Raw genomic sequence first — 13,774 nt, forward strand, 5'->3', positions numbered from 1 at the left:
AGAATTTTCTGCACGTAGATTTCCTCCATGGACCTCATCCCCAAGCCCGACCAGGTGGTCGCCGCGGCCGGCAATGTCGCGCACACCCTGCTCTACGGCGGGCTGGCCGACCTGCGGCCGATGCCCCGGACGCTGATCGACGACGGCGAGCTGCGCGAGGTCTACCACTACCGCCCGGCCGCCGGCGTCGCCCAGACCGGCGACCCGGTGCTGCTGGTGACCCCGCTCGCCGCGCCGGCGCTGTGCTACGACCTGCGCCGCGACTGCTCGCTGGTCGAGCACCTGGTCACGCAGGGTCGTCCGACCTACCTGCTGGAGTACGGCCAGGTCTCCTTCAAGAACCGGTCCCTGGGCATGGAGCACTGGGTCGACGAGGTCCTGCCCGAGGCGATCCGGACGGTCCACGAGCACGCGGGCGACCGCGGCGTGCACCTCGTCGGCTGGAGCCTCGGCGGGATCTTCACGCTGCTCGTCGCGGCGGACCAGCAGGACCTGCCGATCGCCTCGATCACCGTCGTCGGGTCGCCGGTCGACGTCACGAAGGTGCCGCTCGTGGCCCCGGTGCGGCCGCTGCTCAACCTGACGCAGGGAAAGGGCGCCATCACCCGGACCTACCGCGCACTGGGCGGCGTCCCCACACCGCTCGTCAACTGGGCCTTCACCGCCGCGTCCGCGCAGAAGGTGCTCACCAAGCCGCTCGCGGTGCTGACCCACCTCGACGACACCGACTACCTGGCCCAGATGGAGGCGGTCACCCGCTTCATGAACAACATGACGGCCTACCCGGGCCGCACGTTCGGGCAGCTCTACCACCGCTTCGTCAAGGGCAACGCGCTCGCGACGGGCCGCATGGAGATCGGTGACCGGACCGTCGACCTCGCCGACATCTCGGTGCCCACCCTGGTGTTCGCGGGCAACACCGACGGCATCGCCCCGCTCCCGGCCGTACGCGCCGTGGTCCCGCTGCTGACCGGCTCGCCGCAGGTGCGCTTCGAGGTCGTGCCCGGCGGCCACCTCGGGATGCTGACCGGCCGGGCCGCCCGGTCGACCACCTGGACCGCGATCGACGAGTGGGTGGACGAGTGGTCGCGCGCCTCGCGGCCCGACGGCAAGGAAGCCACGAGGAAGGGTCCGACGAAGGCCTCCGCCGGCACCATCGGGTCCAACCCCTCGCGCCGCTACGGGTCCGCGGGCTCCCGCGCACTGGGCGGACGGTGAGGACGGCGGTCGACTCCGCGCGGCTGCCGCGCGGCGTCCGCATCGGCTACGGGAGCGGCTCGGTCGCGACCGGCGCGTTCGGCACCGTGCCGGGCCTGATGCTGCTGCCCTACCTCACCGACGAGCTGGGCATAGCGGCGCTCTGGGCCGGCGTCATCGTCTTCCTGCCGAAGGCGTGGGACGTCGTGCTCAACCCGGTCGCGGGCCGGGTCAGCGACCGCACCGTCGACCCGGCCGGCCCGCGTCGCCCGTGGCTGCTGCGCGCCGGCCTGATGCTGGCCGGCGCGTTCGCGCTGATCTTCGCGGCCCCCGACCTCGACAGTCGCTGGCTGGAGGCCGGGTGGGTGCTCCTCTTCTTCGTGCTGGCCGCGTCGGCGTACGCCTTCTTCCAGGTCCCCTACGTCGCCATGCCCGCCGAGATCACGACGTCGTACGACGAGCGCACGCGGCTGATGACGTGGCGGGTCGCGATCCTCGCCCTCACGATCATGCTGGCGGGCGCCACGGCGCCCGTGATCCGCGACGCGGTGGGCGGGCGCGACGGCTACCGGGTGATGGGCGTGGTGATGGCGACGGTCATCCTCGTCGGCGTCCTCTCTGCCTGGTGGGGCACCCGGCGCGCGCCGATCGGGGCGGTGGGGGCGGGAGCCGGGTCGCTGCGGGAGCAGCTCCAGGTGGTCTCCCGGGCGCGCGACTTCAGGGTGCTGCTCACCACCTTCGTCCTGCAGGCGCTCGCCACCGGCTGCATGCTCGCCGGCGTCGCCTACGTCGCCGAGGACCTGCTGGGCCGCACCTCGGCCGCCACGGTCCTGTTCGTGTGCTTCGTCGGTCCGGCGCTGCTGCTGACACCCTTGTGGGCCCGCTGGGGCGAACGGGTGGGCAAGAAGCAGGGGTACGTCGCCGCGTCGCTGCTCCTCGCGGCGGGCGCGGCGCTCGCCGTGCTGGCACGCGGGGGCAACGACGTCTGGACGTTCGTGGCGACGGGCCTCGTCGGGGTCGGCTACGCCGGCTGCCAGGTCTTCCCGATGGCGATGCTGCCGGACGTCGCCGCGGTGGACGCTGCCCGGACCGGCGAGAACCGCGCCGGTGTCTACACCGGCGTCTGGACGGCCGGCGAGACGCTCGGCCTCGCCCTGGGGCCCGCGCTCTTCGCCCTGATGCTCGCGCTGGGCGGCTACCTGTCGAGCGAGGGACGCGACATCAGCCAGCCCGACTCCGCACTGACGACGATCGCGCTCGGCTTCTCGATCGTGCCCGCGGTGCTCACCCTCGTCAGCCTGTGGTGGCTGCGGCAGTACACCCTCGGGGGCCCCGCCGAGGTGGCGGCGGCGGAAGGAGCAGCCCGGTGACCGACGCGATGCAGAGGCTCGCCGCCCTCCAGGGCCGGGACCTGCCGGTGCACGGAGGCCGCACGCTGGCCTACGTCTACGACTCCGGCGACCCCGAGGTCGACCGGGTCGCCCGGGAGGCGGTCGCGGCCTACGCCGCGTCCAACGCGCTCGACCCGACGGCGTTCCCCTCGCTGCTGCAGATGGAGAACGAGCTCGTCGGCTTCGCCTGCGGGTTGCTCGACGCACCGGACTCCGCGGTCGGCACCGTGACGTCGGGCGGCACCGAGTCGATCCTGCTGGCGGTCCAGGGCGCACGCGACAGCCGCCCCGACGTCGTACGACCCCGGATGGTGCTGCCCGCCACCGCGCACGCCGCCTTCCACAAGGCCGCGCACTACTTCGGCGTCGAGGCGGTCCTCGTGCCGGTCGGGCCCGACTTCCGCGCCGACGCCGCGGCGATGGCGACCGCGATCGACGACTCCACCGTGCTGGTCGCGGCGAGCGCGCCGTCGTACGCCCACGGGGTCGTCGACCCGGTGGCCGAGATCGCGGCCGCCGCAGCGGCACGGGGGATCCGCTGCCACGTGGACGCCTGCATCGGCGGGTGGGTGCTGCCGTACGCCGCCAGGCTGGGGCGCACGGTCCCGCCGTGGACGTTCGCGGTGGAGGGCGTCACGTCCATCTCCGTCGACACGCACAAGTACGCCTACGCACCCAAGGGCACCTCGCTCCTGCTGCACCGCGACCCGTCGCTGCGCCGGCCGCAGTTCTTCGCCTCGGCAGCGTGGCCGGGCTACACGATGCTCAACGCCACCACGCAGTCGACGCGGTCGGGCGGCCCGGTCGCCGGGACCTGGGCGGTCGTCGAGCACATCGGCGACGACGGCTACCTCGCCCTCGCCGAGCGTGCCCTGGATGCGGTCGACGCGATCGTGTCGTGCATCGAGGGCGAGCCGGCGCTCCGCCTGGTCGTGGCGCCGGACTCCACCCTCGTGACCCTGGCGACCGACGATTCCTGCGACCCGTTCACCCTCACCGACGAGCTGGTCGCGCGTGGGTGGTACGTCCAGCCGCAGCTGTCCTTCGGCGACGACGGGGCGAGCATCCACCTCTCGGTCAGCGCCGGCACGCACCCGCACGTCGAGGAGTTCGGGGCGGCGCTCTCCGAGTCCGTCGCGGCTGCCCGCGCGGTCGGTCCGGTCGCCGTCGACCCTGGCGTGGTCGCGTTCATCGAGGCGCTGGACCCCGCCGCGCTGGGCGACGACGACTTCGACGGCCTGCTCGCCGCCTCCGGGCTGGTCGGCGAGTCGGCCGCCGGGGAGCTCGAGCTGCCGAGCCGGATGGCGGAGGTCAACGCGATGCTCGACGTCGCCTCGCAGGCCATGCGGGAGGCACTGCTCGTGGCCTTCCTCGACCGCCTCCAGCGACCCGTCCGCGGGAGCGCGTGATGAGCGCGCTCGCCGGTCTGGTCGAGAAGGGGCTGGTGGCCCCGGACTGGGCCGAGGCGCTGGCGCCGGTCGACGACCGGATCGCGGAGATGGGCGGGTTCCTGCGCGAGGAGGTGGCCGCCGGTCGCGGCTACCAGCCCGCGGGAGACCTGGTGCTCCGGGCGTTCCAGCGCCCGCTGGCCGACGTACGCGTCCTCGTCGTGGGGCAGGACCCCTACCCCAACCCGTCGCACCCGATCGGACTGAGCTTCGCCGTCGAGCGCCACGTCTGGCCGCTGCCGCCGAGCCTGCTCAACATCTACGTCGAGCTGCGGGACGACGTCGGCATCGTGCCGCCGAAGCACGGCGACCTGTCGGCGTGGGCCGACCGGGGCGTGATGCTGCTGAATCGCACCCTGACGGTGCGGCCCGGCGACTCGAACAGCCACCAGGGCAAGGGCTGGGAGGCGGTCACGGAGCGGGCGATCGTCGCGCTCGCCGAGCGCGGCGGTCCGGCTGCTGCGATCCTCTGGGGCCGGCACGCCCAGAAGCTCAGGCCGCTGCTCGGCGAGGTGCCGTGCGTGGAGTCCGCGCACCCCTCGCCGCTCAGCGCACGCCGCGGGTTCTTCGGGTCCCGGCCCTTCAGCACCGTCAACCGGCTGCTGGTGGAGCAGGGCGCCGAGCCCGTCGACTGGTCCCTGCCGGCGTACGACGACGTCCCGGCGAGGTAGTCCAGTGCCGAATGGTGGTGCGACCGGCCCCTGACGACCACTTGCCTCTGGACTACCCGGGGAATATAGTTGAACCAACAACTATTGAGGATCGACATGAACGCTCCCATGCCCGCCCTGTACATCGGCCACGGTGCGCCGCCGCTGCTCGACGACCCGATCTGGTCCGGCCAGCTCGCGGCCTGGGCCCGGGACCTGCCGCGCCCGAAGGCGATCCTCATCGTCTCGGCGCACTGGGAGTCGGCGCCCGTGAGCCTGACGGCCAGCGGCGCGCCCCTGGTCTACGACTTCGGCGGGTTCGCGCCGAAGTACTACCGGATGACCTACGAGACGCCGGACGCCACGGCGCTGGCGCAGCGGGTGGCGGCGATGATGCCGAGCGGCGAGCCGGTGCACCAGCACGTGTCCCGCGGCCTCGACCACGGCGCGTGGGTGCCGCTGAAGATCATGTACCCGGAGGCCGACATCCCGGTGCTGCAGATGTCGCTCCCGACCGACGACCCGCACCGCCTGATGAAGCTCGGCGAGCGGCTGCGCCCGTTGCGCGAGGAGGGCGTGCTCATCATCGGCTCCGGCTTCCTGACCCACGGCCTGCCCTTCCTGAAGGAGTTCCGCATCGAGGCCGCGGCCCCCGGCTGGTCGGTGGACTTCGACCTCTGGGCCGCAGACGCGCTCGCCCGTGGCGACGTCGACACGTTGTCCGCGTACCGGTCGAAGGCGCCCGGCATGCCGTACGCCCACCCGACCGTGGAGCACTACACGCCGCTGTTCGTGACGCTCGGCGCGGCGACGACCGCCGACGAGCCGGGCATCCAGGTCATCGACGGCTACTGGATGGGTCTGTCGAAGAGGTCCCTCCAGGTCGCCTGACGGAGCGCCGAGGAACGAGGCGGTCCGGAGTCAGGCGAGGTCGAGTGCGCCCGCGACCGAGGCACGAGGTCGCGACGGCGCGTACCGAGACCTGGGTCTAGTCTCGGGGCGTGCGCGTCCTCTCGATCCAGTCCCACGTCGCCTACGGCCACGTCGGCAACTCCGCAGCCGTGTTCCCGCTCCAGCGCCTCGGCCACGAGGTGTGGCCGGTCCTGACGGTGAACTTCTCCAACCACACCGGCTACGGCGCGTGGCGCGGGCCGCTGATCGCGGCGCAGGACGTCGCCGAGGTGATCACCGGCATCGGCGAGCGCGGCGCGTTCGAGACCTGCGACGCCATCCTGTCGGGCTACCAGGGCTCCCCGGAGATCGCGGACGTCATCGTGGACGCGGTCGCGCAGGTCAAGGCGGCCAACCCCGACGCGACCTACACCTGCGACCCGGTGATGGGCAACGCCACCTCGGGCTGCTTCGTCAACCCGGCTATCCCGCCGAAGTACCGCTCGACGATCATCCCGGTCGCCGACGTGCTGACGCCCAACCAGTTCGAGCTCGGCTTCATCACCGATCGCGACGGCCTCAGCGCCCCGTCGTCGCTCGACGACATCCTGTCGGCCGTCGAGGAGGTGCGCGGTCTCGGCCCGTCGACCGTGCTGGTCACGTCGGTGGACCGCGAGGGGGCGGACGACGACGTCATCGAGATGCTCGCCGTCACCGGTGAGGGCGCGTGGCTCGTCACGACGCCGCGGCTGCCGATGAAGGCCAACGGCTCCGGTGACATCACCGCCGCCCTGTTCACCGCCCACCTGCGGACGACGGGCTCCCCCGCCGACGCCCTCGCCCGGACGGCCTCCTCGGTCTTCGCCGTCCTCAAGGAGACCCTCGACTCCGGCGAGCGCGAGCTCCGGCTCATCGCCGCCCAGGACGCCATCGCCTCGCCGGCCAACGAGTTCGAGGTGCAGCAGGTCCGCTAGCAGGACTTCCCCGGCACGGCACCAGGAAGGCAGTTCGCCCGATCGCGGCAGCGTTCCACGCTCGCGACCGGGCGCCGGGACGCCAACTGCCTTCATGGTGAAGAGCCGGTGACAGGAATCGAACCCGCGACATCATTATTACAAGTAATGCGCTCTACCAACTGAGCTACACCGGCGTGCGCCTCGCAGCGCGGCGGCCATCCTAGGTGAGGGAGGATGTGGCGCGTGAGCCTCCTCCACGACCCCCACCACGACGGGTCCCCGCTCTACGTCTCCGAGGAGGCACCCGAGCTCGGCGCCACCGTGACCGTCCGCATGCGCACGAGCGCCGCCGACCCGGTCGAGGCGGTCTGGCTGCGGACGACGTACGACGCCGAGCCGGTCTTCCACCCGACCACGCCGACCGCCCGCGGCGACGTCGTGTGGTGGGAGGGCGAGCTGCCCGTGCACAACCCGGTGACGCACTACCGCTTCCTCCTCGTCCGCGACGGTGGCGAGGAGCAGGAGTGGCTGACGGGCGCGGGCGTGGTCGGCCACGACCTCCCCGACGCCGCCGACTTCCGGCTGGCCGCCCACCGACCCGCGCCGGACTGGGGGCGTGACGGCGTCGTCTACCAGGTGTTCCCCGACCGCTTCGCGCGCTCGGCCGCGGCCGACGGGCGGGAGGTCCCGGACTGGGCGCTGCCGGCGGAGTGGGACGACGAGGTGGTCTTCGAGGGCAGCGACCCGCGCACGCCGATGCAGCTCTACGGCGGCGACCTCGACGGCATCACCGAGCACCTCGACCACCTCGCCGAGGTCGGGGCCGACGTCCTCTACACGACGCCGGTCTTCCCCGGCGAGAGCAACCACCGCTACAACGCCACGACCTTCACCGAGGTCGACCCGCTTCTCGGCGGCAGCGAGGCGTACGCCCGGCTGAGCGCCGCCGTCCACGAGCGGGGCTGGCGGATCCTGGGCGACCTGACCACCAACCACACGGGCGACACCCACGAGTGGTTCCTCTGCGCGGTCGACGACGCGCGCGACCCGCACCGCTCGTTCTACCACTTCGAGGACGACGGCACCTACGCCAACTGGATGGGCCACGGCACCCTCCCCAAGATCAACCACGCCAACCTCGACGTCCGCCATGCGATGGTCGACGGCCCCGACTCCGTGGTCGGTCGCTGGCTGCAACCTCCCTACGCCGTCGACGGGTGGCGCATCGACGTCGCCAACATGACCGGCCGCCTCGGCGCGATCGACGTCGCCCACGAGGTCGCCCGCACCGTGCGGGCCACTGCCGCCGCGCTGCACGACGACCCGTGGGTCATCGGAGAGCACAACCACGACGCCACCGGCGACGTCGACGGCGACGGCTGGCACGGGACGATGAACTACTCCGGCTTCTCGTGGCCCGTGTGGTCGTGGCTGCGCGACCCCGCGTCGCCGGCACGTCCCTTCGGCCGCCCGGTGCCCGTCCCGCGGCGTGGGGGTGACGCGGTCGTCGAGACGTTCCGCGCCTGGCAGGGCGCGCTCGGCTGGCGCGCCACTGCGTCGAGCTGGAACATCCTCGGCTCCCACGACTCCGCCAGGATCCGCACCCTCGTCGGTGGCGACGCCGCCCTCCACCGCGTCGCCGCCGGCCTGCAGTTCACGATGCCCGGCGTCCCGATGGTCTTCGCCGGTGACGAGATCGGGCTCGAGGGCGTCAACGGCGAGGACGCGCGGCGCCCGATGCCCTGGCGCCGCCGCGAGGAGTGGGACCACCAGACACTCGCGACGTACGCCGACCTGGCGCGGCTGCGGCGCGACCACCCGGCCCTGCGCCGCGGCGGTCTGCGCTGGGCCCACGTCGACGCCGACACCATCGCCTACCTCCGCGAGCACCCGGACCAGACCGTGCTGGTCGTAGCCCGCCGCGACGCGGGCGACGCCTTCACGGTCCCCGTCGGCGCGGGCCGGCACCTCCTCGGTTCCGAGCCGGGCGGCGCCGACCTCGTCGCGGGAGCGGACGGTGTCGAGGTCGCCGCATCGGCCGGAGCGCGACTCGACGTCTGGGAGATCGCCACCGAGTAACGTGCGCCTATGGCCATGCGGATCGTCGCCAGCCGGCCCGACCCGGCCATCCTCCGCCTGCCCTGGCACCTGCCGCTGGAGGAGTGGCCGGACGAGGTCGTCGTACCCCTCCCGCGGGGTCTGTCGCGCCACGTCGTGCGGATCGTGCGGCTCGGCAGCAGCGTCTACGCCGTCAAGGAGACCACCGACGACATCGCCTTCCGGGAGTACCGGATGCTCCGCGACCTCCAGCGCATGGGGATGCCGGCGGTGGTGCCGCAGGGCGTCGTCACCGGGCGCGAGAGCCGCGATGGCGGGGAGCTCCCAGCGGCGCTGATCACCCACCACCTCCGCTTCTCGCTGCCCTACCGCAGCCTCTTCAGCCGCGGGATGGACGCCGAGCACGTGCCCACCCTGATCGACGCCATCGTCGTGCTGCTGGTCCGGCTCCACCTCGCCGGCTTCTACTGGGGTGACGTGTCGCTGTCCAACGTCCTCTTCCGACGCGACGCCGGCGCGCTCGCCGCCTACCTCGTGGACGCCGAGACCGGCGAGCTGCACGAGGCCGTCGGCGACCGGCTGCGGGAGTACGACATCACCGTCGGCTGCGAGAACGTCTTCGCCGAGCTCATGGACCTCAGCGCGAGCGGTGCGGTGCAGCGCCCCATCGACGGCTTCGCGATCATCGAGCACCTCCGATCACGCTACGAGGCGCTGTGGCGCGAGCTGACCGACCTCGAGGAGTTCGGCGCCGACGAGATGTGGCGCATCGAGCGCCGCGTGGAGCGGCTCAACGACCTCGGCTTCGACGTCGACGAGCTCGACATCGTCACTGACCTGGGCGGCGACACCATCCGCATCCAGCCCAAGGTCGTCGACCTGGGCCACCACACCCGCGAGCTGCGCGACCTCACCGGCATGACCGTCGAGGACAACCAAGCCCGCCGGATGCTCAACGACCTCGCCTCCTTCACCGCCCACTACGACCTCGGCCGCGAGGACCGCCACCTCGTCGCGAGCAGGTGGATGCACGAGATCTTCGAGCCGATCATGGCGATGATCCCGCCCGACGCCACGGGCAAGCTCGAGCCGGCCGAGGTCTTCCACGAGATCCTGGAGCACCGCTGGTACCTCTCCGAGCAGGCCGGCGACGAGGTCGGCATCCACGAGACGGCGCGCGACTACATCGACCGCTTCCTCACGGCCAAGCCGGACGAGGCGATCACGGGGCAGGAGTGACCGGCTCCCACTCGCCGACCTGCCAGGTGCCGTTGGTGCGCAGCCGCACCCACTGCAGCCCGACCGGTCGCCCGTCGGCGTAGGTGACGAGGCTGACCTCGGCGTCGCGTCGCGGCTTGCTGCCGAGCGCGATGGCGTACGCCGCCCCGCCGGTGGTGCCGTTGGTCCAGGTGTAGCCGGTCGCGCCGTCCTCGCCGTCGACGGCGTCCGGACCGTTCTGCACGTGGGTGTGGCCGCCGACCACGAGGTCCACGCACCCGCGGGCGAGCGCCTCACGGCCGAGGTTGGCGTCGTGGACCAGCATCGTGCTCACCCGCTCGCCGTCCTCTGCGGCGGCGCAGGCGCCGTCGGCGAGCCGGTCGCCGACCTCGCTGAAGCTGAGGCCGGACTCGTCGCGCCAGCTGCCCAGCCCGCTGCTGCGGGGGTCGTCGACGCCGAGCAGGGTGCCACCCCACGGGGCGTCGACCAGCTCGCCGTCGAGCATGGTCCACCCGAGGTCCGCGAGGTACGTGCTCACGAAGGTGCCGTGGTCGTGGTTGCCGGCGACCCCGAAGCGGTCCCAGTCCTCGAACGCGGTCTGGAGGGAGTCGAGGCTGAAGGCCTCCCACGGCTGGCCGGTCGAGGTGTCGTCACCCGCGTCGAGCACGACGGTCGCACCGGCGGCGTCGCCGATCGCGCGGGCCACGCGGTCCATGCCGATGTTGTCGTGGCGGTCGCTGACCAGCAGGGCGACGGTCTCGCCGTCCTCGGGCGTGCGCAGACCCTGCTCGGGGAGGTCGGCCGCCGCCTCGGCGGCCGCGGAGTAGAACGCCTTGCTCTTGTCGTAGGTGTCCACCGCGCTCAGCACGAGACGCTTGCTCTGCGTCGTGACCGGCCCGGTGCGCACCTCGATGTCGCGCACCTCGGCCGGCAGCTCCACGTCGGGTCCGGCCAGCTCGGCGAGCGTCTGCCAGCTGCCCTGGTCGTCCTGGGTCTCCTCGTCGCTCTCCCACGGCTGCCAGACGAGCAGCGGGAGGGTCAGCAGCAGGACGAGCGCGATCAGCCCGTGGCGCGTCCGCAGCCCCCGGAACAGCTCGCCGCGCCGGTGACGCCCCAGCAGCAGGAAGACCACGACGGGCAGCAGCCCCACCGCCAGGCCGCGCAGCGCCGCGGAGAGGGCCATGTCGAGCACGACGTCCTGGACCTTGTCGATGGGCGCGGACGGGTCGCTGGCAATGAGCGCGTAGCGCTGCACCAGCTCCTCGATCGACCCCACCTCGGTCTTGCCCAACGTGAGGGTGACGCCGACCGGGCCGATGTCGCGGAAGCGCAGGTCGGGCAGCAGCGGCCCGGTCTCGACCACGGCGTCGCGCGCCATCGTGGGTCGTACGACGGTGTCGTGGCCGACGAGCACGACGGTGCGGCTGCTGTTGAGGAACAGCGACACCGCCACGGCGAGCCCGAGCGCCACGCTGCCCACGAGCAGCACGGCACCGACGAGGAGCCGCCGTGGGGTGGAGCCCATCGTTACGAGCGGGCCTGCGAGATCGCGTAGAGGGCGACCGAGGCGGCCACCCCGGCGTTGAGCGACTCCAGCTGGCCGGCCATCGGGATCGACACGATCTGGTCGCAGGTCTCGGCGACGAGGCGGCCGAGGCCCTTGCCCTCGGACCCGACGACGACGACCAGCGGACCCTCGGCCAGGCCGCCCGGAGCGACCAGCTCGGGCAGCGAGATGTCACCGTCGGCCGCGAGGCCGACGACCATGCAGCCGGCCTCCTGGTAGGCCTTGAGCTGGCGGGTCAGGTTGACCGTCTGCGCGATGGGCAGCCGAGCGGCCGCGCCAGCGCTGGTCTTCCACGCCGAGGCCGTCATGCCGGCGGCCCGGCGCTCGGGGATGAGCACGCCGTGGGCGCCGAAGCCCGCCGCGGAGCGGACCACGGCGCCGAGGTTGCGCGGGTCGGTGACCGAGTCGAGGGCGACGACCAGCGCCGGCTCCTTGGCGTCGGCTGCGCGCTCGAGCAGGTCGTCGGCGTGGGCGTACTCGTAGGCCGGCAGCCGCGCGGCGAGTCCCTGGTGGACGGCACCGCCGGTCATCCGGTCCATCTCGTTGCGGGTGACCTCGAGCAGCGTGAGGCCCTGCTCGGCGGCGAGCTTGAACGCCTCACGCATCCGCCCGTCGCGCTCGGCGCCCTCGGCGACGTAGACCGCCGCGACCGGCACGCCGGCCTGCAGCAGCTCCACGACGGAGTTGCGGCCGGCGGCCCACTCGGCGTCGGAGGTCGTACGACGCTTGGGCCGCGTCGCCTTGTCACGCTCGGCGCGCTTGGCCGCCTTGTGAGCCTGGTGGTAGGGACGGTCCTTGGCCTTGGGCGTCGGGCCGCGGCCCTCGAGCCCGCGGCGCACGCGTCCGCCCGACCCTGCGGTCGGGTTGCCCTTGCCGCTCTTCTTGATCGCGCCCTTGCGCTGCGAATTACCAGCCACTGATCTCACACGCTCCACTTCGGGCCGGTGGGGGTGTCCTCCACCTCGACACCGGCCGCCTTGATCCGGTCACGGATGGCGTCGGCGCGGGCCCAGTCCTTCGCCTCGCGCGCCGCCGTCCTCTCCTCGAGCAGTCCCCTGACCAGTGCGTCGACGACCTCGGTCAGCCGGTCGTCGGAGCCGCCGGTCGCCCACGCGTCGTCGGCGGGGTTGAGCCCGAGCACGTCGAGCATCACGATCACCTCGCCGAACTTCTGGCTGAGCTCGTCGGACGGCCCGTCGGCCAGCAGTCGGTTGCCCTCGCGGACCGAGTCGTGGATGACCGCCACCGCAGCTGGGGTGCCGAGGTCGTCGTCCATCGCCTCGCGGAAGGCGTCGGGCATCGAGGCGAACCAGGTGCCCACGACGGGCGCGGCGCGGTCGAGGAAGTCCTCGATCCGCCGGAACGCCTTGGCCGACTCCTCGAGCGCCTCGAAGCTGAACTCGACGTGCGAGCGGTAGTGGGCCGCGACGATGTAGTAGCGCAGCTCGATGCCGCGCACGCGCTCGAGCACCGACGGGACCAGCATCGAGTTGCCCAGCGACTTGCTCATCTTCTCGCCCGCGGTGGTGATCCAGGCGTTGTGCAGCCAGTACGACGCGAACGGGCGGCCCGCGGCCCGGGACTGGGCCTGCTCGTTCTCGTGGTGGGGGAAGCGCAGGTCGACGCCGCCGCCGTGGATGTCGAAGGCGGGGCCGAGGTACTTGCCGGCCATCGCCGAGCACTCGATGTGCCAGCCCGGGCGGCCCGGGCCCCACGGGGAGGGCCAGGAGGCCGTCTGCGGCTCGGAGTCCTTCTTCCAGCCCTTCCAGAGGGCGAAGTCGCGCGGGTCGCGCTTGCCCCGCGGGTCGGCGTCGCCGGCGGGCTCCATGTCGTCGACCCGCTGGCGGGTCAGCTCGCCGTAGGCCGGCCAGCTGCGCACGTCGAAGTAGACGTCGCCGCTGCCGTCCTCGGCGGCGTAGGCGTGGCCGCGGGCGATGAGCTGCTCGATCAGCTCGACGATCTCCGGGACGTGGCCGGTCGCGCCCGGCTCGTACGTCGGCGGCAGCACGTTGATCGAGGCGAGCGCGGCGTCGAGCTCGCGCTTCATCGCCGAGGCGAGGGCGTACCAGTGCACGCCCTGGTCGGCGGCCTTCGCCAGGATCTTGTCGTCGATGTCGGTGACGTTGCGGATGAAGTCGACCTCGTGGCCGGTGGCGGCGAGCCAGCGACGGAGAACGTCGAAGTTGACCGCGGACCGCACGTGCCCGACGTGCGGCTCCGACTGGACGGTCAGCCCGCAGACGTAGATGCCCGCCCGGCCCGGGGTGAGCGGGACGAAGTCGCGGGTCTCGCGCGTCGCGGTGTCGTGGAGCCTCAGGGTCACCCGGGCAAGTCTAGGGCGAGGGGTCCGATCCGCCGGCTTCGCCGGCCGCCCTCGTCCATCGACGGCTGTGACTCC

11 protein-coding genes and 1 tRNA gene are annotated in these 13,774 nt (G+C 72.6%); 8 read left to right on the plus strand and 4 right to left on the minus strand.

Annotated elements, in window-relative coordinates; all coding sequences use genetic code 11:
• Nucleotides 1–27 precede the first annotated feature (27 nt).
• From AC3A3L_RS04340 to pdxY, 6 genes are all read left to right on the plus strand, one after another.
• Nucleotides 28–1,218 carry an alpha/beta fold hydrolase gene (locus AC3A3L_RS04340; protein ID WP_487638796.1) on the plus strand — a complete coding sequence of 397 codons (1,191 nt, stop codon included), beginning with the start codon at nucleotides 28–30 and terminating at the stop codon, nucleotides 1,216–1,218.
• Nucleotides 1,215–2,567: an MFS transporter gene (locus AC3A3L_RS04345; protein ID WP_487638797.1), complete on the plus strand. Its 1,353-nt coding sequence runs from the start codon at nucleotides 1,215–1,217 to the stop codon at nucleotides 2,565–2,567. The genes AC3A3L_RS04340 and AC3A3L_RS04345 overlap by 4 nt, the downstream gene beginning before the upstream one ends.
• Nucleotides 2,564–3,997 (plus strand): pyridoxal phosphate-dependent decarboxylase family protein, encoded by a 1,434-nt coding sequence (locus AC3A3L_RS04350; RefSeq protein WP_487638798.1) that lies wholly within the window; start codon nucleotides 2,564–2,566, stop codon nucleotides 3,995–3,997. Before AC3A3L_RS04345 ends, AC3A3L_RS04350 begins: the two co-directional genes overlap by 4 nt.
• Nucleotides 3,997–4,707, plus strand: coding sequence for a uracil-DNA glycosylase (locus AC3A3L_RS04355; protein WP_487638799.1), 711 nt, complete (start codon nucleotides 3,997–3,999; stop codon nucleotides 4,705–4,707). Before AC3A3L_RS04350 ends, AC3A3L_RS04355 begins: the two co-directional genes overlap by 1 nt.
• Before the next feature lie 96 nt (nucleotides 4,708–4,803).
• Nucleotides 4,804–5,577: a dioxygenase family protein gene (locus AC3A3L_RS04360; RefSeq protein ID WP_487638800.1), complete on the plus strand. Its 774-nt coding sequence runs from the start codon at nucleotides 4,804–4,806 to the stop codon at nucleotides 5,575–5,577.
• A gap of 110 nt (nucleotides 5,578–5,687) precedes the next feature.
• The gene (gene pdxY, locus AC3A3L_RS04365; protein WP_487638801.1) at nucleotides 5,688–6,551 is read left to right on the plus strand and encodes a pyridoxal kinase PdxY; all 864 of its coding nucleotides are present in this window, start codon (nucleotides 5,688–5,690) and stop codon (nucleotides 6,549–6,551) included.
• A gap of 103 nt (nucleotides 6,552–6,654) precedes the next feature.
• Here pdxY and AC3A3L_RS04370 read toward each other — a convergent pair.
• Nucleotides 6,655–6,727, minus strand: a tRNA-Thr gene (locus tag AC3A3L_RS04370).
• 49 nt (nucleotides 6,728–6,776) lie between these two features.
• Here AC3A3L_RS04370 and AC3A3L_RS04375 point away from each other — a divergent pair.
• Both AC3A3L_RS04375 and AC3A3L_RS04380 read left to right on the plus strand, forming a co-directional pair.
• Nucleotides 6,777–8,612, plus strand: coding sequence for a glycoside hydrolase family 13 protein (locus AC3A3L_RS04375; protein WP_487638802.1), 1,836 nt, complete (start codon nucleotides 6,777–6,779; stop codon nucleotides 8,610–8,612).
• Nucleotides 8,613–8,621: 9 nt separating this feature from the next.
• On the plus strand, nucleotides 8,622–9,830 hold the full coding sequence (locus AC3A3L_RS04380; RefSeq protein WP_487638803.1) for a DUF4032 domain-containing protein: 1,209 nt from the start codon (nucleotides 8,622–8,624) through the stop codon (nucleotides 9,828–9,830).
• Here the strand turns inward: AC3A3L_RS04380 and AC3A3L_RS04385 are convergent.
• From AC3A3L_RS04385 to cysS, 3 genes are read right to left on the minus strand one after another with little or no spacing between them, the layout of a single operon-like run.
• The gene (locus tag AC3A3L_RS04385; protein ID WP_487638804.1) at nucleotides 9,814–11,334 is read right to left on the minus strand and encodes a metallophosphoesterase; all 1,521 of its coding nucleotides are present in this window, start codon (nucleotides 11,332–11,334) and stop codon (nucleotides 9,814–9,816) included. The genes AC3A3L_RS04380 and AC3A3L_RS04385 overlap by 17 nt on opposite strands.
• A 2-nt stretch (nucleotides 11,335–11,336) precedes the next feature.
• Nucleotides 11,337–12,293: a 23S rRNA (guanosine(2251)-2'-O)-methyltransferase RlmB gene (gene rlmB, locus AC3A3L_RS04390; protein WP_487638805.1), complete on the minus strand. Its 957-nt coding sequence runs from the start codon at nucleotides 12,291–12,293 to the stop codon at nucleotides 11,337–11,339.
• Between the two features lie 5 nt (nucleotides 12,294–12,298).
• Nucleotides 12,299–13,699, minus strand: coding sequence for a cysteine--tRNA ligase (gene cysS, locus AC3A3L_RS04395; RefSeq protein ID WP_487638806.1), 1,401 nt, complete (start codon nucleotides 13,697–13,699; stop codon nucleotides 12,299–12,301).
• Nucleotides 13,700–13,774: the final 75 nt, after the last annotated feature.

Source organism: Nocardioides sp. Soil_C_8, from assembly GCF_057656315.1.